Origin of the sequence: Alistipes sp. An66, from assembly GCF_002161445.1 — a bacterium.
Classification (GTDB): Bacteria; Bacteroidota; Bacteroidia; order Bacteroidales; family Rikenellaceae; genus Alistipes; species Alistipes cottocaccae.
Genome location: NZ_NFHT01000012.1, coordinates 46,346 through 69,389, shown reverse-complemented (window position 1 = coordinate 69,389; position 23,044 = coordinate 46,346). Strand labels below are relative to the sequence as shown.

Genomic DNA, 23,044 nt, shown 5'->3' with positions numbered 1-23,044 from the left:
AAATAATTAGATTTCAGCCAAGACGATTCCTGAAATTTCTCACTCTTCGGATTTCCTGCACCTCTGCGGATCGAAACCCGCCTATTTGTCCGTCTTCACGTCAGAAATCACACGTTACGAGTGCAAAGGTACATAAAAGGAAGCGCACAACAAAAAAATTCCGGCGACAAATCATCCGTTTCACCGCTATTTTACCTGAACTTATCTGTTTAGTAATCGGAATATTAAGGACATCACGCGACGACACACCCTGTTCCTGTTCCGGGGAGTCGGGAAGGAGCAGAAACAGACCCGATTCCGACACAATCAAGCCCCGATCCGACGATTTTCGCTACCTCCGGGAGCTTCCTAACCACACCACCGCAGAGCCACACGGAGCCACACGCCGCAGGATACACGACCGACCGGACAGTCGGCAACCGGAGCCGCCGAAACGACGAGAGGCCTATCTGCAACACCCCGTCCTGTGATAAAAATCGCTGCACAGGGGATCAAGGCCTGCGGCGGAACAAGTCTGCCACAACACAATTGACGAGGAATCGGGCAGACACTCCCTTTCCATATCTGAAAGAGTTGCAGACACCTCTCCAAACACTTCGTTCGGAGACTTATTTTCCGAACCGTTCCGGGCGAACGGATTCCCATCGGGGAATCAGTCTCTCTTGAAAATATCCCGGGTGTAGACCTTCTCCTTCACCTCGTCCAGACACGGATCATAACGATTGGCAACGATGACCTGCGACAACGTTTTGAACTCATCCCAATCATTGACCACCCGCGAACCGAAGAATGTGGTGCCGCTTTCCAGCGTCGGCTCGTAAATGATCACAACGGCGCCCTTTGCCTTGATCCGTTTCATGATCCCCTGAATGGACGATTGCCGGAAATTGTCGCTGTTGGACTTCATCGTCAACCGATATACGCCGATCACACACGGCTGTTCCTGCCCCGGAGCGAAATCTCCCCGGCTGTAATAGTCGTAATAACCGGCCTTGTGCAGGATCCGGTCCGCGATGAAATCCTTCCGCGTACGATTGCTTTCGACAATCGCCTCGATCAGATTCTCCGGCACATCCTTGTAATTGGCCAGCAGCTGCTTCGTATCCTTCGGCAGGCAGTAGCCTCCATAACCGAACGACGGGTTGTTGTAATGGTTCCCGATCCGGGGATCCAGACTTACCCCCTGAATGATGGATTGCGTATCCAACCCCTTCATCTCGGCATAGGTATCCAGTTCGTTGAAGAAGCTGACACGCAACGCCAGATAGGTATTGGCAAAGAGCTTGACGGCCTCCGCCTCGGTCATCCCCATGAAGAGCGTATCAATCTCCTTTTTTATCGCCCCCTCCCGCAACAAGGCGGCAAAGGTATGGGCCGCCTCCACCAACCGGGGGTCGTTCATATCCGTTCCGACGATGATCCGGCTCGGATAGAGGTTGTCGTACAACGCCCGGCTCTCGCGCAGAAATTCGGGAGAAAAAATGATATTGTCCGTTTCCATCTTCTTCCGAATGCTCTCGGTATAGCCGACGGGGATCGTACTTTTAATCACCATGATCGCTTTCGGGTTGACCCGCTTGACAATTTCGATGACGGCCTCCACGCTGGACGTATCGAAGAAGTTCTTCACCGGATCATAATTCGTCGGTGCGGCGATCACGACGAAGTCGGCAACCCGATAGGCGCTTTCGGCATCGAGCGTCGCCCGCAATTTCAACGGTTTGGTTTTCAAGTACTCCTCAATCTCCTTATCCACAATCGGAGAGATGCGGTTATTTATTTTGTCGACCTTCTCCGGAACAATATCCACGGCAATGACTTCATGATGCTGGCTCAACAACGTCGCAATGCTCAAACCGACATAACCCGTACCGGCCACTGCAATCTTCATAACTATTTGACTTTAAATATTAATCGTAATCTGCGGGAATCCGGGCACCCTATAAGAAACAGCGCAGTCAATATCCCTTTTGCAGCGTACTCCGTTCGGAGTACTTTCAATCAGGTTGTAAATATAATACTTTTGTTCTTTCGTTGCATATCACGGAGCATCAATTGATCGGGTCGTCCGGCCACCATTGCCATACCGTGTTCCGAAAAGTCCAAAATTGATTGCATTCAAGATCATTCCGGATATTTTTCTATATTTGCAATATAAAATATGTATTTTATGAATAAAATATATGATTTCAACCTTAACGGTTGGGGTTCCGGTTGGCGCAGCCGTCAGGAATCGGCACTTTTGCAGCACACGGCAGCGACATCGGCCCACGACAAGCCAATCGGGAACGGAGCGTCCTTCGCAGAGACAGGATCCATGTCGGGAGGCCGGGAGCAACGAACGAAAACCCATCAAAATAGACGATCATGTATGTTCCGAATCATTTGAAATGGCGTATTCTGCTGGCCCGGGAGCTCAAACTATTTTACTTCGAGCGAGAGAACTCCCACCGCAACTGCAAGCGGATTTTCGAACTGTACGGCCGCTACCTGTTGGGAACGACCTACGACACGTTTCTGAATTATCTGAACCAGTTGAAATATGAGATCAGCGGTCTCAAACTTCCGTCCTACATCATTGCAGCGGTCGCCTTGCTCGAACCGCTCCGCATAGCCTGCGAGCGGATCCGGCTGCGCAAAGGCAGCGCATCAGGCAGTCTGCCGGAGATTGCGGAAGAGTTGCTCGAAGTGCTTCGCACGAAGGAGGGGGCAAGAGTCGGGACGCGTTATCCGTCGGCCAGCTTTTGCGAACAAGAACATGGATACGGGCAAGACCCGGTCCCCCCGACAGCATCGCGACAGGCACAATACCCATAACTTTCCGGCACTCTGCCGGAAGGTGTTTTTCGGAGGGGCTCGAAATTCATTTCGAAGGATCTCCGGAAAACAACGAAAACGACGGATCCGAAGATCCGTCGTTTGCCATCCCGCGACTGCGGCGTTTGGCGGAAAGAAGGGGATTCGAAGGGCGAAGCCCTCGCGGGGTTACCACTGGAAATAAACGCTTGTAACCCCGCAACCCCCGGCCCGTGAGAACCCGGCCAAATATGCCGCAAGGGATGACAACGGCACTCTGCCGGAAGGTGTTTTTCGGAGGGGCTCGAAATTCATTTCGAAGGATCTCCGGAAAACAACGAAAACGACGGATCCGAAGATCCGTCGTTTGTCATCCCGCGACTGCGGCGTTTGGCGGAAAGAAGGGGATTCGAACCCCTGAAACCCTTTTGAGGTTTACTCGCTTTCCAGGCGGGCCAGTTCAACCACTCCTGCATCTTTCCGAAATACAGGGCAAAAATAGACAATATTTCCCGATTCTGCAAATGACGGCGATTTTTTTATGCACTTCCTGTCCGGAACCGGAACCCGACCACAAGACTTATCCCTGCCGGCCGGTCTGCGGCGCAACCTCCGCCCCGCCCGGATCCGCTACCGGATATAACTCGTGACGATCCGCGGCTCGGGTTCGGGCCTGCCCTCCGAGGCCAGCAATCCGGCTTTGAGCATCCGCGCCATGTTGCGTCCGAGGACCCGCATGACCTGCAACCCTTCCAGATCCTGCGCCGCCTCGCCGGGCGTGCGGCCGTGGACGCTGTTCCAGTACTGGGACGACACGACGGGCATGTTCAGGATGGTGAAGTACTTGTTCAGCCGGTCGAACGTCGCACTGGCCCCGCCCCGCCGGCATACGGCCACCGCCGCGGCAGGCTTGTAGGCCAGCCGGTCGACACAGGAGACGAACAAGCGGTCGAGCAGCGCGCACAACGAGCCGTTGGGACCGGCGAAGTAGACCGGCGATCCGACAACAAGCGCATCCGCCGTTGCGAGTTTTCCGCGCACCTCGACATAGAGTTCGTCCCGGAAGGCACATTGTCCGGTCTGCGCACACTTCCAGCAGGCGATACACCCGGGCACGGGTTTGGTACCCAGAGAGACGATCTCGGTTGCGATTCCTTCGGCCTCGAGGGTCCGAGCGACCTCGCTCAATGCGATGAAGGTATTTCCCTCGCGGTGAGGGCTTCCGTTAAGAAGGAGCACGTTCATAATCCATACTGTTTTATCGAAGACAAAGATCCGGCATTTCCGGACGAATCATGCACGCCGCGGGAGCCGGACCGGCATACAAAGATACGAAAAGGGGCCCGGAAAAATCCGGAGTCCCCGGGATTTTTTACCGCACCGCCCTGCACACCGGGCCATTTTGCCCGCAGGCTTGCGGACAAGACAAAAAAAAGCGATCCCCCGAAACGAGGGATCGTTCCTTTTCAGAGAACTGCGTCTTATTTCGCAGCCTCGACAGCGGTCGAATCAGCAGCCTGCTCGGCGCAGCAGGTAGCCGTCGAATCGCACTTCACGGTGCAGCTATCGCAGGCAGCAGCCTCGGCAGCAACGGCCTCGGTAGCGGCAGCCTCGGCAGCGCCCTCTGCGGCGGCCTTCTTGTTGGCATTGCCACAGCAGCTTACCATAGCGGCAGCAGCCAGAACGATGACAAAAGAGAAAATCTTTTTCATAGCGTCAAACGTTTAATTATTAGATGTTAAGAACGTCGCAAAGATATATATAAGGCAGAAAAATGCAAAAGAAAATCGTGATTTTTTTAAAAAAACTAATTTTCAGTCCAATAGTTCATCGAGTGCGAGGGTCTCGTTTTTGAGAAAGGCCTTTGGGAATTTCTGCGCGACCCTTCCCTTGAGGATGACGGCCTCCTCGGCGGAGAGACAGTTTCCGACGGAGACCGAGAACCAGGGGCTCTCGTAGACCATGTAGACCTTTGTCCCGGGGAAGGTCTCCTCGAAGAGCTGCTTGGCGGCCATGGCGCCGCTGCGGGCATCGGGTCCGTTGTCGAAGAAGATGCAGACGCGATAGCCCTTGTAGGAGAGACGCTGTGCGGACTTTGCGGCTTCGGCGACGACGCGTGCGGCATCGCCGTGTTCGCAGACGGTCACGCGGGCCGGATCGAAGAGCGCGGAGCCGGCGGTAGGTTCTGCCAGCCGTCGTTTGAAGGCGTCGAGCGACTGCCCGCGTGCGGCGGAGGCCGCAAAGGCGAGCGCACAGGCAAGGATCAGCGTAATGTATTTCATTTCAGATAATTTTCGACATCCCGGATCGAGACTCCAAAGGTATTCAAAAAATCGGACAACGGCATTTTTTCGCGGGAAAATTTTACGGGAGCCGGGCCGCCGCGCCCCTCGACGGAGCAGGAGACCGCGATCTGGTCCCACTCCCCGCCGGACGCCTTCCGGGCCAGGAGGTAGAGCGCCAGCGGATCGGAGATTTTCAGCCGCCAGCGGGTCGTCACGGAGACGACCGACCGGCGTGGCACCTCGACGGGCTGCATCAGGACGATGGTCCCGACGCGCGCATCGGCGTAATAGAGCCCGAATTCGGCCGTCGTCAGGGCCAGCTTGTAGCGGGATCCGTTGTTGACGCGCACGACGACCTCGGCACCGGAGATACCGATGCGTTCGACCTTTTCCACGGCCTCGATCCGTATGTTCCGTTTTGCGCGCTCCACGGCCCGGCGGCAGGAGCCTCCCGACAACGCAATGCCGAACAACAGCAGGCCGACAAGATATTTTCCAAATCTCAACCACATAGAATCGCAATCTTTAAAATCCCGCACCGAAGAGAGGCCCCGCTACCGTTCTCCGACATAGATCTGCGCGATACCGAAGCTCTGGCTCCGGGCCTTGCAGTTTCTGAATCCGGCCGCTTCGAGGATTTTCAGAAACTCCGCCGGGCCGGGGAACTCCCCGACCGAGGCGGGCAGATATTCGTAGGCGCGGCGGTCGCGGGAGATCAGTCCGCCGATTCGGGGGAGGATCCGGCAGGAGTAGAATTCGTACAGGGCTCTGAAAATCGGGTTCGCGGGTCTCGAAAATTCCAGGATCACGACTTTTCCGCCGGGTTTCAGCGTGCGGGCGAGTTCGCGGAGCCCGGCGGCGAGGTCGCCGAAGTTCCGCACGCCGAAAGCCACGGTGGCGACATCGACCGAAGCCGTGGCAATATCGAGATGTTCGGCATCGGCACGGTCGAGGACGATCCGTCCGTCGAGACCGCGTGCCTCGACCTTCCGCCGGGCCACGTCGAGCATTCCCTCCGAGAGGTCGACGGCAAGGACCTGCACGCCGTCGATGCGCCGGGCCATGGCGATGGCCAGGTCGCCGGTTCCGGTGGCCACGTCGAGGATCCGGCGGGGCTTCGCGCGCCGCACGACCTTCACGACGCGGCGGCGCCACAGGCGGTCGATGCTCATCGAGAGCGTATGGTTGAGCAGGTCATACTTCGGGGCGATGTTGTCGAACATCGTGCGGACCTCCTCCTTCTTGGATTGATCGGTATTGTAGGGTTTCATTCGTAACGGATGGTTTCTTCGGGTTTGACATGCGCGACGACGGCCGTGGGGATCACGAGCAGGGCGACGATCGCGGCGATGAATCCGGCATTGAGGGCGAGCCACCACCCCCATCCGAGCGCCACGGGGACCTCCGAGAGGAGATAGCCCTCGGCATCGAGTTTGAAGAGGTGGGTCCACTGCTGGACGAGACAGATCCCGACGCCGAAGAGGTTGCCCCAGAAGAGGCCGCGGAGCGTGACGAAGAGCGCGCGCCAGAGGAAGATCCGGCGGAGCTGCCCGTCGGGCATTCCGAAGGCTTTCAGGAGACCGATCATGCGGGTCCGTTCGAGGACGAGGATCAGCAGGGCGGAGGTCATGTTGAAGAAGGCCACGACGAGCATGATGACGATGATGACCACGGCATTGACGTCGTGGGCCTTCAACCAGTCGAAGATGTTGGCGTAACGCTCCGTGACGCTCACGACGGCGAGGTTTGCGGTTTCGTCGCCGTCGTCGTGGAGGAAGGTCCGGTCGAGGCGCCGGGCGAACTCCGCGGCCCCGTCGAGCGAACGGGTACGGATCTCGTATCCGGAGATCTCGTCGGGTCCCCAGCCGGAGAGGCGCTGCACGTTGCGGATATCGGAGAGGACGACGGCGCGGTCCATCTCCTCCATGCCGGAGTCGTAGATGCCCGAGATCTTGAAGCGGTCGCGGCGGGGCCGTTCACCGGGATCGACGAAGAGCATCTCGATCCTGTCTCCGACGCCGAGTTTCATGCGTTCGGCGGCGATGCGGGAGACGAGCAGATCCTTCGTGCGGACGGAATCCCCGATGCGGGGCAACTCACCCTGCGTGAGCCACTCGCGGAAGCAGGACCAGTCGTAGTCGGCGCCGACGCCTTTGAGGAGCACCTCCCCGACGGCGTCATCCGTGCGGACGATGCCGCCCTTGACGGCATAGGGCGCCATGGCGACGAAGCCGTCGGTCGCGCGGATGATCGCTTCCAGACGCGGGCTGCGCCGCACGGGCTCCGAGTCGAGGGCATCGACGCCGCGGATGTCCGTCACGGAGACATGTGCGGCCATACCCTCCACCTTGCGGGCGACCTCGCGCTTGAAGCCGAGGACGACGGCCACGGCGAGGATCATCACGGCGACACCGAGCGCCACCGACCCGACGGCAATGCGCTCCATGACCCCGGGTTTGTTCTCCGGAGCGGTCCGGGCCATGCGGCGGGCGATGAAAAGGGCAAGATTCACGGTCGCAGTAAATTGTCGTAAAATTTATGCAAAGAAACATATAAATTTCGTATTTTTGCCCGAAATACGGGAAATTCATGAAAAAACAGGCACTCATCACGGGCGCAACGTCGGGAATCGGACGCGCCGCGGCCCTGCGGCTCTCCGCAGCGGGATATGCGATCATCGCCACGGGACGCCGTGCGGAACGCCTTGCCGCGCTGAAATCGGAGATCGAAGCCGCAGGCGGGAGCTGCACGACGCTGACGTTCGACGTCCGCTCGGAGGAGGAGGTGCGCCGCAACCTGGAACCGCTCGAACGGGTGGACCTGCTGGTCAACAACGCGGGTCTGGCGGTCGGGCTGGAACACATCGACTGCGGCGACACGCGCGACTGGGACGCGATGATCGACACGAACGTCAAGGGGCTGCTCTACGTGACGCGGGTCATCGCGCCGAAAATGGTCGCCGCGGGGCGGGGACACATCGTGAACCTGGGGTCGATCGCCGGCACGGAGCCCTACGAGAGCGGTGCGGTCTACTGCGCCTCGAAACACGCCGTGCACGCCATCTCGCAGTCGATGCGCGCCGACCTGCTCGCGTCGGGGATCAAGGTCACGGAGATCCGCCCCGGGATGGTCGAGACGGAGTTCTCGGAGGTGCGCTTCCACGGCGACCGGGCGCGCGCCGCAGCGGTCTACGCGGGGGTCGAGCCCCTGACCGGCGCGGATATTGCGGAAGCAATCGCGTGGGTCGCACAATTACCGGCGCACATGAACGTTAATGATATGGTACTGATGCCGAGCCAACAGGCCGGCTCGTACTACACGTACCGCAAAAAACAATAAACGCATACGATCATGTATCAACCCCTTATCGTCCTGCTTCAAGCAGGTTACTACGCAGAGCCGCACGCCGCGCGCTACGACGCCGCGACGATGGGCATGTTCATTCTGATCATCGCCATCGGCGTGATCGGCTTCCTCGTGCAGGCACGCCTGCAATCGGTTTTCAAGAAGTATTCGAGAGTGCAGTTCCCGGGCGGCCTGACGGGCGCCGAGGTCGCCGAAAAGATGCTGCGCGACAACAACATCCACAACGTGAAGGTGACGCACGTCAGCGGCCAGCTGACGGACCACTTCAACCCGCAGACGATGACCGTGAACCTGAGCGACTCGGTCTACTCGTCGACGAGCGTTGCGGCGGCAGCCGTTGCGGCGCACGAGTGCGGCCACGCCGTGCAGCACGCCCGCGGCTACGCACCGCTGGTGCTGCGTTCGCAGCTGGTTCCGGTGGTACAGTTCGCCTCGTCGGCCGCGACGTGGGTGATCATCCTCGGGCTGGTGATCCTGGCCACGACGCAGAACGAGGTGCTGTGCTGGATCGGCGTGGGACTGATCGCCATGTCGGCGCTCTTCTCGATCGTGACGCTCCCCGTGGAGTACAACGCTTCGGCGCGGGCGCTGGAATGGTTGCAGGCGAGCCGCACGATGCAGGGCATCCAGCTCACGCAGGCGCGGGAGGCCCTTTCGTGGGCGGCCCGGACCTACCTGGTGGCCGCATTGAGCGCCATCGCCTCGGTTCTCTACTACGTCTTCCTGATTCTCGGGCGACGCGACTGACACACGAATGGAGACCCCGGAAAAAGACTACACCCATCGCACCTGGCTGGCGGCCGCGGCACTCATCGCAGTGCTCGTGGCCGTAAGTTTCATACCCCCGCAGAGCATCGGGGGGATCAGCCTGCGCCGTGCGAACATCCTCTCGGACCTCATGACGTTCGACGACTCGGCCTCCGCGGAGGAGTCTTCGTCGCCGGCGCTCTACGACGAGGAGGAGTTCCGGATCGACCTGGCGGAGGTCGCCTCGCGCATCGAGGCGGACACGACGCCGCGCAAGGTCCCGACGAGCTACGAATGGCGCCTCGCAGCGGAATTCGCCCCCTATGAACTGCGCGAACCGGACCCGGCGCGGTGGGTGGAGACGCTGACGCCGATCGAGGATTACAGCGACAGCAGTCGGCTGCGGGCCTTCTGCGACACGCTGCTGACGGCCCGGCGTCCGGTGCGCATCGCCTTCCTGGGCGACTCGTTCGTCGAGGGCGACATCCTCACGGCGGACCTCCGCGAACGGCTCCAAACGGCCTTCGGCGGACGCCCCGGCGGCGGCACGGGCTTCGCACCGATGGCCTCGCCGCTGACGGCCTTCCGCCGCACGGTGAAGACGCAGTCGAAGGGGTGGACGACCTACAACATCATGCAGCGCAAGGCGGCCCCGGAGTTCCTGCGCGAGCACTTCTATGTTTCGGGCTGGGTGAGCCAGCCCTCCACCGGCGCCACCACCCGCTGGGAGAACACCGACTACCGCGAAGGTCTGGATGCCGTGACCGACGCCCGGATCCTCTTCCTCTCGCCGCGGGAGAGCCGCGTGGAGGTGACGCTGAACGACACGCTGCGCCGGGAGTTCACCGTGGCGGGCGACGCCTCGGTGCGCCAGATCACCGTCACGGCACCGCACATCCACTCGCTGGGCTTCCGGGTGCTCTCCGGGACGGAGAACTTCATCGGCTACGGCGCCATCTTCGAGGGACGGGGTGTCGTGGTGGACAACTACTCGGTGCGCAGCAACAACGGACAGGCGATGTTCTGGACCAACCCGTCGGTGAACGCCCAAATCCACTCGTTCGCGCCCTACGACCTGGTGATCCTGCAATACGGGCTGAACATCATGCAGGCCGGGGTGAAGGGCTACCGGGGCTATGCGACGCAGATCGAGAAGATGGTCGCCTATGTGCGCCAGTGCTTCCCGGGGGCGGCGGTGCTGGTGCTGGGCGTGAGCGACCGCTCGGTGAAGACCGACACGGGCTTCGAGCCGATGGACGCCATCCCCTACATGCTGGAAAGCCAGCGCTCGGCGGCCCGGAACGCGGGCGCGGCATTCTGGCCCACGAGCGACGCGATGCGTGCGCAGGGCGGCATGGCGGAGTTCGTTCGGAACGGCTGGGCCGGGAAGGACTACACGCATATCAACTACGCGGGCGGACGCCGCGTGGCGTGGGCGCTGTTCGATGCGCTGAACGCCGAAGCGTGCCGGGCCTACGCCGCACGGCGTGCCGCGGAACTGCGCCGGATAAAGGCGGCCGAAGTAATGGACTCCTTGCAGCGGGCCCGGATCCAAAGCGAGCTGCTGCCGGCCCTCCACCGCGAATCCCTTAATCTGCCGCTGCCATGACACTCCCCGCGACGGACGGCCTCTGGGAAAAGTTGCAGGCATTGCTGACCTACGACGCCACCTCGCCGCTGATATTCAGCAGCGGGCTTTTCCTCTTCCTGTTTGCGGGCTTCCTGCTCGTTTACAGCGCCTTCCGCCGGGCCCCGATGGGGCGTATCATCTACGTGGTGCTCTTTTCGCTCTACTTCTACTACAAGTCGAGCGGCATCTACTTCCTGCTGCTGATCTTCGCGGCGGCGAGCGACTTCCTGATCGCACGGGCGATTTTCCGCACCGCGAGCCAACGGGCGAAACGATGGCTCGTGGCATTGAGCGTAGCGGTGAACCTCGGGATGCTGGGCTACTTCAAGTACACGAACTTCCTGATCGACATCTCGAACCAACTCTTCGGACAGGGTTTCCTGCAATTCCAGAACATCTTCCTGCCGGTGGGGATCTCGTTCTTCGTCTTCCAGTCGATGAGCTACACGATCGACATCTACCGCGGGCAGCTGAAACCCCTGACGAACTGGCTGGACTACCTCTTTTACCTGTCGTTCTTCCCGCAGCTGGTCGCGGGGCCGATCGTGCGGGCGCGGGACTTCATCCCGCAGATCCGCCGGAACCCGATCGTCGTCACGCGCGAGATGTTCGGCACGGGGGTCTTCCTGATCCTCACGGGACTCTTCAAGAAGGCGATCATCTCGGACTACATCTCGCTGAACTTCGTCGACCGCATTTTCGACGAGCCGCTGCTCTACTCGGGCTTCGAGTGCCTGATGGGCATCTACGGCTACGCGCTGCAAATCTACTGCGACTTCTCGGGCTATTCGGACATGGCCATCGGCATCGCGCTGCTGCTGGGCTTCCGCTTCCCGAAGAACTTCGACGCGCCGTACAAGTCGGCGACGATCACCGAATTCTGGCGCCGGTGGCATATTTCGCTCTCGTCGTGGCTGCGCGACTACCTCTACATTTCGCTGGGCGGCAACCGCAAGGGACGGCTACGCACCTACGGGAACCTGCTCCTCACGATGCTGTTAGGAGGGCTGTGGCACGGTGCGGCGGTGCGGTTCATCCTCTGGGGCGGGCTGCACGGCGCGGCGCTGGCGCTGCACAAACTCTGGATGGGCATCGTCCCGGGGGCCAAGTCCACGGGGGCCCAGATGCACTGGTGGAGCCGTGCGGCGGGGATCTTCCTGACGTTCAACCTGGTCTGCCTGGGCTGGCTGATGTTCCGCGCCGAGTCGATGCAGACCGTCTCGCTGATGCTGCACCAGATCTTCGAAAACTTCAACGCGGCCATGATTCCGCAGGTCGTGGCGGGTTATACGGGAGTCTTCGCGCTGATAGCCGCGGGTTACGTGCTGCACCTGCTGCCGGGGCGTGTCGATGCCGCGGCGCAACAGCTGGTAGTCCGGGCGCCGTTGGTCATGCAGGTGCTGATGGCCGCCGTGATGATCTGGTGCGTCATGCAGGTGAAATCGAGCGACATCCAGCCGTTCATCTACTTCCAATTTTAGACGACCGATGCAGAACCTTGACCACCAACTCTTTCTGGCGCTGAACTTCGACGGCGGACCGATGTGGGACCGCGTGATGCTCGCGCTCTCGGGTACGACGATGTGGATCCCGCTCTACCTGCTGATCCTCTGGCTCGTGTGGCGGCGGGCCGGCTGGCGGGGCGTTCTGCTGTTCCTCGTCGTGATGGCGGCGGCCGTGGGGCTGGCCGACCTGATTGCGGGGATCTTCAAGCACACCGGGCCGTTGGGAGGCCTGCTGCCCGATTTCGAACCGCGCTGGCGGCCGATGTTCACCCCCGCGCTCGAAGGGCTCGACATCACGCCCGACTCGCTGCGCGTGCTGCGGCGGCTCGCGCCGGAGGAGCTGGCTGCGGCGGGCTATGCGGGCGAGTGGACGGTGCACGTCCCCGTCGAGGCGGTCAGCGGCCGTTACGGCAGCGTCTCGGCACACGCCGCGACGATCGTGGCGCTGGCGCTCTTCGCGGCGCGGACGATCCGCCGGCGGTGGTTTTCGGTGCTGGTCACGCTCTGCGCCCTTGCGATCTGCTATTCACGCATCTACCTGGGCAAGCACTTCCCGATGGATCTCGTCTGGGGCGCTTTGGTCGGAGCCGTGCTGGGCGGGGCGGCCTGCGCCGTCTACCGCCGTCTGACCAGCGGGAAAGAGACGGCAAAGTAACCCGCGACCGGGTCGGTTGTGAAATGCGGGCAACCCGCCGGAGAACAGCCCGCCGGAGAAGACAAAAAACAGGGAGCACCCGATCGGGCGGCTCCCTGTCTGTTTCGCGGACCTCGGTCCGGATCAGAAGAATTTCCAGTCGGAGGGGTTGCACTGCTGCTTGACGGAGGGCGGCACGTCGGGGAAGAAGGTGAAGCCGGTCTGCTGTTCGATCCACGCCACGGATTTCAGATAGCTTGCATCGAGCGTCGGCTTCGCGGCTCCGCTGTCATCCGTTCCGTCGCCGTTCTCGAACCAGAAGCCCACGGCTATGAGTTCGCTGGCCGAGCAGTCCTGAATGGCCTTGCCGGTATTTCCGTTGCGGGTGCGCAGAATCAGTTTGTAATAGTGCGTCGGCACCTCGCACGGTTTGGACTCGTCGATATGTCCTCGGGTCTGGGCGTTGGTGTTGACCCAGCTGCCATCATAAGCGGCAATGGCCCCCTCATCGAAATGGGCGCCCGAAACACAGTAAAGGGTATCGGCACAGACGTAATTGTCCTGAATGTGCTGTTCGGCCTGCAGCCACAGCGAACTGAAAACCTCACCACCCTGCGGCGCGATATTGCACGAATAGAAGGTCTGCACATTGATTTCCGCGGGGTTGTTTGCATCGCCGCAGCCGCGATAACCCGAAGCCAGCATGTGCCCGCGTCCCCAGCGGTAGAGCGGCGACTCCGAAACGACATACTTGTCGCGGTTGTCCCCCGGCCATATCCAAATGATCGCCTGCTCGGCCTGCGTCATGTTGGGATCGGCGGCCCAGGGCTCCGGCTTCGGGCGGGTCCGTCCGCCCTCCTCGTAGCAGGCATGCTGCGGATGGGCAATCCAGAGCGGGCAGTGGCGTTTCGTATCATAGCAATAGGTGTAGTTGCGCAGATGCTGTTTCGTCGAGACGGTCGTCGACCAGAAGGTATGGATCTTCCTGTTGGTCATGTCGGCCGGCGTGGCGGGAAGCTCGGCCCAGCGATACTCCTTGCCGGTCGAACCGAAGTCGATCTGCTGACCGCCGCCACCGGTCGTCAGAACGATGTCGTCAAAATTCAGCCCGTACTGGCGATCATTGTAATTAAAGGCCTGGGAAGGCGCCAGGGTGATCGTCAGATTCGAAACGGGATTCGCCAACGTAAATCCGACGGTAACTTCCGACCAAACATTATACGAAGAGGAGGCCTGATAGGTCAGCGCCCGGGTCGAGGAGCCGTCGCTGACCGACAGCACGACGTCTCCGGTAGCAAAGGCCGCATAGAACGACAGCGTGAAATTCTGCACTCCGGCGGGCAGCGAGATATTCTTGACGGTAAAATAATTCGTCGCTTTGGTTGCAGTCATCGTCGCATAGCCCTTGCCGGAGGCTCCGGCCGAAGCCCCGTCGTAACCGCTGCGGATCTTCACCCCGTAAGAAGCATAACCGACACTCCCGGCACCGCTCCCGGTTTGGGTCTGCCACGAAGTAAAGGAATCGGCGAAGTCCGCACTTGCGGGTGCCGCGCCGAAATCGAGGCTGAACACGATCTCACCGGTGGGGGTGTCGTCATCGCCGTCATCCTCTTCGTCATCGCCGCCCGATCCGGAGGTGCGCGTCACCGTCGCAAACTGCGATACGGCCTTGCCCGAGGCGGTTTTCACGCCGAATTTCAAGGTTTGGCCCGCCGGCATGTCAGCCACATAAAAACTTCCGTTACCCGATCCGGTCGCCGGAGATACGGATACGCCCGAAGTCTCCGGCGTCCAATAGACCGTCCACTCCGTATTGGCCAGTACCTGGATTACATTCTTTGTGGGATCATTTTCGTTGAAGGTGAACGACGCCGCCTCCACGACGGCATAGGTGCCATCCTCCGCACCATCGTCGCCGCCGCACGCCGTAAAAAACGTCAGCAAAAGCACGAACAATCCCGGCAACAAAGTCGGGAATTTCCAAATACGGCGCAGTGTGAAACAAATAGACGAGTGAGTGAAAGTTTGTTTCATAAACACGTTTTTTGGTTAGACATGAGGGGTTAAATATAAAAATATTTTCCGAACAAACAAAATCGCCCGATGTTTGAACGCCCCGGCGAGTTGCTAATTTGCCCGTTTTTCACTACTTTTGCGGGGATATACCACGAAACATCATAAAACTGACGATATGGCAATCGAACTCAGCGAACAGGAACAGCTTCGCAGACAGTCGCTCAACGCCCTGCGCGACCTGGGCATCGAACCCTACCCCGCCGCACGCTACGACGTAACGGCCACGGCGCGCGAAATCGCCGAGGGTTACGACGACAACGCGAAGAACTTCCAGGAGGTCCGCATCGCGGGCCGCATCATGTCGCGCCGCATCATGGGCAGCGCCTCGTTCTTCGAGTTGCAGGACCACACGGGACGCATCCAGGTCTACATCCGCCGCGACGACATCTGCCCCGAAGGGGACCCGACGCTCTACAACACGGTCTTCAAGAAGCTGCTCGACATCGGCGACTTCATCGGCGTGGAAGGGTTTGCCTTCCGCACCAACACCGGCGAACTCTCCGTACACTGCAAGGCGTTCACCGTGCTCTCGAAGTCGATCCGCCCGCTGCCCGTCGTCAAGGAGAAGGACGGCAAGACCTTCGACGCCTTCACCGACCCCGAGATCCGCTACCGCCAGCGCTACCTCGACCTGATCGTCAACCCGCAGGTCAAGGAGACCTTCGTCAAGCGCGCGAAGATCATCTCCACGATGCGCGAGTTCTTCAATGCGAAGGGCTACGTCGAGGTCGAGACGCCGATCCTGCAACCCATTCCGGGCGGCGCGTCGGCGCGTCCCTTCATCACGCACCACAACTCGCTCGACATCGACCTCTACCTGCGCATCGCCACGGAGCTCTACCTCAAAAAACTGATCGTCGGCGGATTCGACGGCGTTTACGAGCTGGGCAAGAACTTCCGCAACGAGGGTATGGACCGCACGCACAACCCCGAGTTCACCTGCATGGAGATCTACGTCGCCTACAAGGACTACCGCTGGATGATGGAGTTCACCGAGCAGCTGCTCGAACGCATCTCGATGGCCGTGAACGGCACCACGGAGCTCGTGATCGACGGTCGGCCGATCTCGTTCAAGGCGCCGTTCCGCCGCCTGACGATGACCGACGCCATCCGCGAGAAGACCGGCTACGACATCACGGGCCAAAGCGAAGAGCAGCTGCGCGAGGCCTGCAAGCGCCTGAACGTCGAGATCGACGATACGATGGGCAAGGGCAAGCTGATCGACGCCATCTTCGGGCAGTACTGCGAGGAGGAGCTCATCCAGCCGACGTTCGTCTGCGACTACCCGATCGAGATGTCGCCGCTGTGCAAGCGCCACCGCGACAACAAGGATCTCACGGAGCGTTTCGAACTCTTCGTCAACGGCAAGGAGCTCTGCAACGCCTACTCGGAGCTCAACGACCCGATCGACCAGCTGGAACGCTTCCAGGAGCAGCTGCGCTTGTCGGAGAAGGGCGACGACGAGGCGATGTTCATCGACATGGATTTCGTCCGGGCCCTCGAATACGGGATGCCGACCTGCTCGGGAATGGGCATGGGCATCGACCGCCTGACGATGTTCATGACCGGCGAGACCTCGATCCAGGACGTGTTGTTCTTCCCGCAGATGCGCCCCGAGAAGAAGCCCGTGAACGATCCCGTCGAGGCCTACACCGCCATCGGCATCCCCGAAGAGTGGGTCCCGGTGATCCAGAAGATGGGGTACCTGACGGTCGACTCGCTGCGCAAACTCGCGCCGGGCAAGTTCTTCAACGACTTGTGCGGCTTCAACAAGAAGAACAAGCTCGGGCTGAAAGCCCCTTCGATGGAGGAGGTCAAGGCGTGGTGCGCCGCGCAGGAATGACAGGAGCAACCAGAAATATTCAACTGTTCAAATATTTGTAAAACTATGAGAAAGAAAATCGTTGCCGGCAACTGGAAGATGAATACGCTTCCCGCCGAAGGAGTCGAACTGGCAAAGGGCGTCGTCGCAGGACGCGGCGAAGTATGCTCGTGCGTGAACTTCATCGTCTGCCCGCCGTTCACCCACCTCGCAATGGTCGCCGAGGCCCTGAAAGGCTCGGACGTCGAACTCGGTGCACAGAACTGCGCCGCCGAGGCCAAAGGTGCCTACACGGGTGAAGTCGCAGCCTCGATGCTCGCCGCGCTGGGTTGCAAATACGTGATCCTCGGACACTCGGAGCGCCGCCAGTACTACGGCGAGACGTCGGAGACGCTCAACAAGAAGATGGCCCAGGCCTACGCAAACGGTCTGACGCCGATCTACTGCGTGGGCGAGAACCTCGACGAGCGCGAGGCCGGCAAACACTTCGACGTGGTGAAGGCCCAGATCGAGGAGGTCGTCTACAACCTCACGGAGGAGCAGTTCAAGAACCTCGTCATCGCCTACGAGCCCGTCTGGGCCATCGGTACGGGCAAGACCGCCACGGCCGACCAGGCACAGGAGATCCACGCCTACATCCGCAAGGTGCTGGCCGACAAGTTCGGCGCCGCAGCCGCCGAGTGCCCGATCCTCTACGGCGGTTCGTGCAAGCCCTCGAACGCTGCCGAAATCTTCGCCAAGGAGGATGTCGACGGCGGCCTGATCGGCGGCGCCGCGCTGAAAGCCGAGGACTTCCTCGCCATCGGCAAGGGATTTCAGAAATAGGAATCCCCGGTAAAGGAATCCCGGAGCGGCCCTGCGCCGAAACGGGATCTCGAAAAGAGCGGGTCCGAATCGTTCGGACCCGCTTTTTTCATACCGCTGCGGCGCCCGATCCGGTCTCCGGAGGTCCCGACACCCCCGTTCTCCGTCGCTGATGCCGCCGGGAGAGACACCCCATGTAAATTCGGCGGAATCCCGATGCGGGAGCAAAAATTTTTCCTATCTTTACCGAAGATACCGGAAACCAATAGCTATCACCCATGAGCAAACTCATCATCCACGATTTCGACGACTTCTCCCGTTACACGGGACAGGAACTGGGCGTCTCCGACTACTTGCAGATCACCCAGGAACAGATCAACCTCTTTGCGGACGCCACGCTGGACCACCAGTGGATCCACGTGGATCCCGAACGTGCACGGACCGAGAGCCCCTACAAGACGACCATCGCCCACGGCTATCTGACCCTCTCGCTGCTTCCCTACCTCTGGGGACAGGTCGTGGAGGTCGAGAACGTGAAGATGCTCGTCAACTACGGCATCGAGAAGCTGCGCTTCAATCAGGCCGTCACGGTCGGCAGCGAGGTCCGGCTGCGGGCCACGCTGGTCTCGATCGCCAACCTGCGGGGCATCGCCAAGGCCGAGATCAAGGTCTCACTCGAAATCCGCGACTGTCCCAAGACGGCCATGGACGCCACGGTGATCTTCCTCTACCACTTCAAGTAGCGGCCGCACAGGGGGCTGCCCCAGACCGGACCCCGACACACAAGGACCGGACCTCATCCCTTTCGGGAGAGGTCCGGTCCTTTTTGCGCCGGCCGGGCGGCAATCCGGGCGGAATGAGCCGGATGATCCGTTCCCGGGTCCGGGATCAATCGTCGATGTCGATCACATGGAACTCCCTGTCGAACTTGATCTCGATGCCGTTCGACAACTCGATCTCCCAGGTATAGGCATCGCGTTCGATCTTCTTGATGTACTGGTTCGGGAAGCTGCTCTTGGCCACATAGTCGCTGATCTGCGCCGGGACGATCGAGGCCGGCACGGCGGCATACCTGCGCTCCACGGAGGACCACTCGCCGTTCGGACGGAATTCGACCTCGGTGCGGTCCGTATAGGTCACCTCGTACTCCGATCCGACGAATTTCGGATCCTCGACGGCATAGGCCAGGGTGAGGTCGGCGAAGTGGGTTTTCAGGAAGGTCTGCGCCGCGGCGGGCAGTTTGTCCAGCGCAATCGGACGGTCGTTATCGGCCAGCGAAGCGGTGATTCCGGCAAAGAGAAGAGCGGCGGTAAGCATGATCTTTTTCATAATCGTCAATTTGAATGGTTCAACGTATTCGGTTTTATTTTACGATACAAAGATCGGGCGGAATTCTGAACGGAATCTAAAATCGCACCTCTCCGCCGCATTTTCGTGCAAAAAATTCTCCGGATTCCGCCATGCACCCGTTTTCGCTACGGTTCGGAGCGCAGGGCTTCGACCTGCTCCACGGAGAGTTGCGGATCCCACAGACATGGAGCGCCATAGACTCGTTCCACCTCCCGGAGATAAACCGCAACCGGAATCAAGCCCATCGCATCCCGCAACGAATCGAGCCGATCGGGGTTCTCCACGGGCCAGAGCCAGCATTGGCGCTCCATACGGGTCGAATCCCCCTCGATCATGCGGGAAACCGAAACGGTCTGCGTCCCGTATCGCTGCGGGCGTTTTTCCCGCATCAGCATCCTGTCGAGCAGCGTCGCATAGCCCGACTTCGAAACCCTCCCGGCCGCCATCTGCGCCTCGATAAGGGGCATCCAGCGCCGCTGCATCTCCAAATCGGCATGGTCGATTACCAGCCAGATCGTCTCACCCGCCTCGTCGGAGATTCCCTCGGGCCATCCGCCGCCTTCCAGCAGTTCGGAGACCACGCGCTGGTTCTCCGCATCGACGGTCTGCATCCGTCCATAGGCCGCCAGCAGCGAATCGACGGAAGGCGGAACCTGTTGCGAAAGGCGGACAACCTCCGCACGCACGGCCTGGTCGCGGTCGTGAATGACCCGCAGCAGCGAATCGAGGTCTTGGGCCGCAAGATGCAGGCTCCCGAAAAGGAGTCCTGCCAGCAAAAGAAGAACACGTTTCATGACCGGAAGCATTCGATGGTTCCATACAACGAAAAATCCCCGAAAGGAGGTTTGCCGAAGCAAAGCCGCTCCTTTCGGAGATTTCGTTCCGCATTCGGGAAAGAGTCCGGCCCGGGGTCCACCCTTCGCCTTTACCCCCCCCCGCGGGAATTACATTTTCTTGCCCACGTTGGTCTTCTTCGCAGCCTTCGGGGCAGCGGCCTTGGCGGCCGTAGCCTTCGGGGCCTTCGGAGCCTTCGGAGCGGCCTTCTTGGTCTCACCCTCGACGACCGTTGCATCCTCTACGGCATCGGTCTTCTTCGCGGCGCTCTTGCGCGAACGGCGCGTCTTGGGCTTCGACTCCGAAGCGGCGGCCGGCGTGATCCCGAGCGTGTAGGCCTCGTTGAAGTCCACGAACTCGATGATGCACATGTCGGCGGCATCGCCCAGACGGAATCCCGTTTTCAGGATCCGCGTGTAGCCGCCCGGACGCTCGGCGATCTTCGGGGCGATCGTACGGAACAACTCCGTGACGGCCTCCTTCTGTTTCAGGTACGAGAATACGACGCGGCGCGAGTGGGTCGTGTCCTCCTTCGACTTGGTGACCAGAGGCTCCACGAACTGCCGAACGGCCTTTGCCTTCGCAACGGTGGTTTCGATGCGTTTGTGCAGAATCAGCGACGACGCCATGTTCGAAAGCATCGCCTTGCGGTGTCCCGCCTGACGGCCGAGGTGGTTGAAATTCTTATTGTGTCTCATTTAATTAATCTTTGTCAAGTTTGTAGATTGATACGTCCATACCGAATTTCAGGTTCAGCGAGGCCAGCAGCTCGTCAAGCTCCGTGAGCGACTTCTTGCCGAAGTTGCGGAACTTCAACAGGTCGTTGCGGTTCAGCTTGACCAGGTCGCCGACGGTATCCACATCGGCTGCTTTCAGGCAGTTCAGGGCGCGGACGCTCAAGTCCTGATCCGAGAGCTTGGTTTTCAGCAGCTGGCGCATGTGGAGTACATCCTCGTCGAACTCTTCGGCTCCGTTCGTATCTTCCATGTTGACGGTGATCTTCTCGTCCGAGAAGAGCATGAAGTGCTGGATGAGGATCTTGGCGGCCTCCTTCAAGGCCTCTTTGGGGTGAATCGACCCGTCGGTAGTAATTTCCAAATTCAGCTTCTCGTAGTCGGTCTTCTGCTCGACGCGGTAGTTCTCGATCGAGTACTTCACGTTCTTGATCGGCGTGAAGATCGAATCGATCGGGAGCGTCCCGAACTCGCAGTCGGCAGGCGTGTTCTCCTCGGCGGGAACATAACCACGGCCTTTGCCGATCGTGAGCGTCATCTGCATCTTCGTACCCGGAGCCAGGTGGCAGATCACCAGATCCGGATTCAGAACTTTGAAGAACGACAGGTAATTCGAGATATATCCGGCAGTCAGCTCCGTCACACCCGCAACGTTAATGGACACTTTTTCGGCATCCTGGTTGTCGACTGTGCGGATAAAGCGAACCTGTTTGAGATTGAGGATGATGTTCAACATGTCCTCCATCACACCGGGAATAGCGGCAAACTCATGGTCGACACCGGCTACCTTGACAGTCGTAATCGCATACCCTTCGAGCGAAGAGAGCAGGATCCGGCGCAAAGCGTTACCGACAGTCATGCCGAATCCGGGCTCCAACGGTCGGAATTCGAACTTCCCGAACGACGAAGTGGATTCAAGCATAATAACCTTCTCAGGTTTCTGGAATGCTAATATTGCCATAATGCGTGAATTTGTTTTGATTACTACTTCGAGTACAACTCGACGATAAGCTGCTCCTTGATGTTTTCGGGGATCTCCTCACGCTCCGGACGCTGGAGGAACTTGCCGCTCATCGTGGCGTTGTCCCACTCCAACCAGGCGTAGCGGCTCTTCGACGAACCGGACAGGGAGGCCGTAATCACTTCGAGGCTCTTCGACTTCTCGCGAACCGACACGATGTCCCCCGCACGCAGCGAGTACGACGGAATGTTCACGACCTTGCCGTTCACACAGATGTGGCAGTGCGAAACGAGCTGACGGGCAGCTGCACGCGTCGGAGCGATACCCAAGCGGTAAACGACGTTGTCCAGACGGCATTCGAGCAGTTTCAGCAGGTTCTCGCCCGTGATACCGCCCATACGGGCTGCCTGTTCATACGTGCGCGAGAACTGCTTTTCCAGAAGTCCGTAGGTGTATTTGGCCTTCTGCTTCTCGCTCAACTGCGTGCCGTACTCCGACACTTTCTTGCGCTTGCGCGCCAGACCGTGCTGTCCGGGGGGAACATTGCGCTTTTCGAGCACCTTGTCCGCACCATAGATAGCTTCGCCGAACCGGCGGGCGATTTTCGATTTAGGTCCTATGTATTTTCCCATTGTCTTGCAATATTAAAAAACCTTGAAATATTTCCTTTCCGTTCCGACCGGCAACTATACACGGCGACGGTTGGGAGCACGGCAGCCGTTGTGCGGCAGCGGAGTGACGTCGATGATCTCCATCACCTCGATACCGGCTCCGTGGATGGTGCGCACGGCCGACTCGCGACCCGCACCCGGACCCTTGACATAGACCTTGACCTTGCGCAGACCCATGTCGTAAGCGACCTTGGCGCAATCGGCGGCCGACGTCTGGGCGGCATACGGAGTATTCTTCTTCGAACCACGGAATCCCATCTTACCGGCCGACGACCAGCTGATGACATCGCCCACCTCGTTGGTGATGGTGATGATTACGTTGTTGAAAGTGGAGTGAACATAGGCATTGCCCACGGCGCCCACCTTGACAACCTTCTTCTTGACTGTTCCAGTTTTCTTTGCCATAATTCCTTAAAGATTACTTCGTTGCCTTTTTCTTGTTTGCGACGGTCTTCTTGCGGCCCTTGCGGGTACGCGCGTTGTTCTTGGTCGACTGGCCGCGGACCGGAAGGCCCAGACGGTGACGGATACCCCGGTAGCAGCCGATATCCATGAGTCGTTTGATGTTCAACTGGACCATCGAGCGGCATTCGCCCTCGACCTTGATGCCCATTTCGGCAATCTGCGAACGGATTGCGCCGACCTGGTCGTCCGACCAGTCCTGAACCTTGACGTCGTAGCTGATGCCTGCGGCGTCGAGAATCTTGCGAGCCGTAGAACGACCGATGCCGTAGATATAGGTCAGGCCGATCTCGCCTCTCTTGTTTTTCGGTAAATCTACACCGACAATACGTGCCATATTGTAATTCCTTCTTTTTTAACTTGTTAA

The 23,044-nt window shown here is 59.7% G+C and carries 24 protein-coding genes and 1 tRNA gene; 9 read left to right on the top strand and 16 right to left on the bottom strand.

Annotated elements, in window-relative coordinates:
- Window positions 1-652: 652 nt before the first annotated feature.
- Window positions 653-1,891 (bottom strand): nucleotide sugar dehydrogenase, encoded by a 1,239-nt coding sequence (locus B5G16_RS09090; protein ID WP_087263424.1) that lies wholly within the window; start codon window positions 1,889-1,891, stop codon window positions 653-655.
- A gap of 476 nt (window positions 1,892-2,367) precedes the next feature.
- On the opposite strand from B5G16_RS09090, the gene B5G16_RS09085 reads away from it, so the two are divergent.
- Complete coding sequence (locus B5G16_RS09085) at window positions 2,368-2,817, top strand: hypothetical protein (RefSeq protein ID WP_087263423.1); 450 nt, start codon at window positions 2,368-2,370, stop codon at window positions 2,815-2,817.
- Window positions 2,818-3,187: 370 nt separating this feature from the next.
- On the opposite strand, the gene B5G16_RS09080 is transcribed toward B5G16_RS09085, so the two are convergent.
- The 7 genes from B5G16_RS09080 to B5G16_RS09050 all read right to left on the bottom strand — a co-directional run bounded on the left by B5G16_RS09080 (window position 3,188) and on the right by B5G16_RS09050 (window position 7,593).
- Window positions 3,188-3,278: transfer RNA gene (locus B5G16_RS09080), tRNA-Ser, on the bottom strand.
- Window positions 3,279-3,426: 148 nt separating this feature from the next.
- Complete coding sequence (locus tag B5G16_RS09075) at window positions 3,427-4,041, bottom strand: flavodoxin family protein (RefSeq protein ID WP_087263422.1); 615 nt, start codon at window positions 4,039-4,041, stop codon at window positions 3,427-3,429.
- 236 nt (window positions 4,042-4,277) lie between these two features.
- On the bottom strand, window positions 4,278-4,508 hold the full coding sequence (locus B5G16_RS09070) for a hypothetical protein (protein ID WP_087263421.1): 231 nt from the start codon (window positions 4,506-4,508) through the stop codon (window positions 4,278-4,280).
- Window positions 4,509-4,610: 102 nt separating this feature from the next.
- Window positions 4,611-5,078, bottom strand: a complete 468-nt coding sequence (locus tag B5G16_RS09065; RefSeq protein WP_087263420.1) for a hypothetical protein — start codon at window positions 5,076-5,078, stop codon at window positions 4,611-4,613.
- Window positions 5,075-5,593: a hypothetical protein gene (locus B5G16_RS09060; RefSeq protein ID WP_087263419.1), complete on the bottom strand. Its 519-nt coding sequence runs from the start codon at window positions 5,591-5,593 to the stop codon at window positions 5,075-5,077. Before B5G16_RS09060 ends, B5G16_RS09065 begins: the two co-directional genes overlap by 4 nt.
- 42 nt (window positions 5,594-5,635) lie before the next feature.
- Window positions 5,636-6,352 carry a bifunctional demethylmenaquinone methyltransferase/2-methoxy-6-polyprenyl-1,4-benzoquinol methylase UbiE gene (gene ubiE, locus B5G16_RS09055; RefSeq protein ID WP_087263418.1) on the bottom strand — a complete coding sequence of 239 codons (717 nt, stop codon included), beginning with the start codon at window positions 6,350-6,352 and terminating at the stop codon, window positions 5,636-5,638.
- Window positions 6,349-7,593, bottom strand: coding sequence for an ABC transporter permease (locus B5G16_RS09050; RefSeq protein ID WP_087263417.1), 1,245 nt, complete (start codon window positions 7,591-7,593; stop codon window positions 6,349-6,351). The genes ubiE and B5G16_RS09050 overlap by 4 nt, the downstream gene beginning before the upstream one ends.
- 77 nt (window positions 7,594-7,670) lie before the next feature.
- On the opposite strand from B5G16_RS09050, the gene B5G16_RS09045 reads away from it, so the two are divergent.
- The 5 genes from B5G16_RS09045 to B5G16_RS09025 are packed head-to-tail and all read left to right on the top strand — an operon-like array spanning window position 7,671 to window position 12,984.
- On the top strand, window positions 7,671-8,420 hold the full coding sequence (locus B5G16_RS09045; RefSeq protein WP_087263416.1) for an SDR family NAD(P)-dependent oxidoreductase: 750 nt from the start codon (window positions 7,671-7,673) through the stop codon (window positions 8,418-8,420).
- A 12-nt stretch (window positions 8,421-8,432) separates the two neighbouring features.
- Window positions 8,433-9,194 (top strand): zinc metallopeptidase, encoded by a 762-nt coding sequence (locus B5G16_RS09040; RefSeq protein WP_087263415.1) that lies wholly within the window; start codon window positions 8,433-8,435, stop codon window positions 9,192-9,194.
- Window positions 9,195-9,201: 7 nt separating this feature from the next.
- Complete coding sequence (locus tag B5G16_RS09035) at window positions 9,202-10,803, top strand: hypothetical protein (RefSeq protein WP_087263414.1); 1,602 nt, start codon at window positions 9,202-9,204, stop codon at window positions 10,801-10,803.
- Complete coding sequence (locus B5G16_RS09030) at window positions 10,800-12,305, top strand: MBOAT family O-acyltransferase (protein ID WP_087263413.1); 1,506 nt, start codon at window positions 10,800-10,802, stop codon at window positions 12,303-12,305. Before B5G16_RS09035 ends, B5G16_RS09030 begins: the two co-directional genes overlap by 4 nt.
- 7 nt (window positions 12,306-12,312) lie before the next feature.
- Window positions 12,313-12,984, top strand: a complete 672-nt coding sequence (locus B5G16_RS09025; protein ID WP_087263412.1) for a phosphatase PAP2 family protein — start codon at window positions 12,313-12,315, stop codon at window positions 12,982-12,984.
- A 123-nt stretch (window positions 12,985-13,107) separates the two neighbouring features.
- Here the strand turns inward: B5G16_RS09025 and B5G16_RS09020 are convergent, their stop codons facing one another.
- Window positions 13,108-14,928, bottom strand: coding sequence for a DNA/RNA non-specific endonuclease (locus B5G16_RS09020; protein ID WP_239406057.1), 1,821 nt, complete (start codon window positions 14,926-14,928; stop codon window positions 13,108-13,110).
- 226 nt (window positions 14,929-15,154) lie between these two features.
- On the opposite strand from B5G16_RS09020, the gene lysS reads away from it, so the two are divergent.
- The 3 genes from lysS to B5G16_RS09005 all read left to right on the top strand — a co-directional run bounded on the left by lysS (window position 15,155) and on the right by B5G16_RS09005 (window position 18,408).
- Complete coding sequence (gene lysS / locus B5G16_RS09015) at window positions 15,155-16,882, top strand: lysine--tRNA ligase (protein ID WP_087263411.1); 1,728 nt, start codon at window positions 15,155-15,157, stop codon at window positions 16,880-16,882.
- Between the two features lie 45 nt (window positions 16,883-16,927).
- Window positions 16,928-17,686, top strand: coding sequence for a triose-phosphate isomerase (gene tpiA, locus B5G16_RS09010; protein WP_087263410.1), 759 nt, complete (start codon window positions 16,928-16,930; stop codon window positions 17,684-17,686).
- A 257-nt stretch (window positions 17,687-17,943) separates the two neighbouring features.
- Window positions 17,944-18,408, top strand: a complete 465-nt coding sequence (locus B5G16_RS09005) for a MaoC family dehydratase (RefSeq protein WP_087263409.1) — start codon at window positions 17,944-17,946, stop codon at window positions 18,406-18,408.
- Between the two features lie 145 nt (window positions 18,409-18,553).
- Here B5G16_RS09005 and B5G16_RS09000 read toward each other — a convergent pair whose 3' ends face one another.
- From B5G16_RS09000 to rpsM, 7 genes are all read right to left on the bottom strand, one after another.
- On the bottom strand, window positions 18,554-18,994 hold the full coding sequence (locus B5G16_RS09000) for a PepSY-like domain-containing protein (protein WP_087263408.1): 441 nt from the start codon (window positions 18,992-18,994) through the stop codon (window positions 18,554-18,556).
- Between the two features lie 146 nt (window positions 18,995-19,140).
- Window positions 19,141-19,809, bottom strand: a complete 669-nt coding sequence (locus B5G16_RS08995; RefSeq protein ID WP_143260857.1) for a DUF6624 domain-containing protein — start codon at window positions 19,807-19,809, stop codon at window positions 19,141-19,143.
- Between the two features lie 150 nt (window positions 19,810-19,959).
- Window positions 19,960-20,547 carry a 50S ribosomal protein L17 gene (rplQ, locus tag B5G16_RS08990; protein ID WP_087263406.1) on the bottom strand — a complete coding sequence of 196 codons (588 nt, stop codon included), beginning with the start codon at window positions 20,545-20,547 and terminating at the stop codon, window positions 19,960-19,962.
- 4 nt (window positions 20,548-20,551) lie between these two features.
- Window positions 20,552-21,544, bottom strand: a complete 993-nt coding sequence (locus B5G16_RS08985; protein ID WP_087263405.1) for a DNA-directed RNA polymerase subunit alpha — start codon at window positions 21,542-21,544, stop codon at window positions 20,552-20,554.
- A 23-nt stretch (window positions 21,545-21,567) separates the two neighbouring features.
- Entirely contained in the window at window positions 21,568-22,176 is a 609-nt protein-coding gene (gene rpsD / locus B5G16_RS08980) for a 30S ribosomal protein S4 (RefSeq protein ID WP_087263404.1), read from the bottom strand.
- 54 nt (window positions 22,177-22,230) lie between these two features.
- Window positions 22,231-22,620: a 30S ribosomal protein S11 gene (rpsK, locus tag B5G16_RS08975; RefSeq protein ID WP_022307380.1), complete on the bottom strand. Its 390-nt coding sequence runs from the start codon at window positions 22,618-22,620 to the stop codon at window positions 22,231-22,233.
- Between the two features lie 13 nt (window positions 22,621-22,633).
- Window positions 22,634-23,014, bottom strand: coding sequence for a 30S ribosomal protein S13 (gene rpsM / locus B5G16_RS08970; RefSeq protein WP_087263403.1), 381 nt, complete (start codon window positions 23,012-23,014; stop codon window positions 22,634-22,636).
- Between the last annotated feature and the right edge of the window lie 30 nt (window positions 23,015-23,044).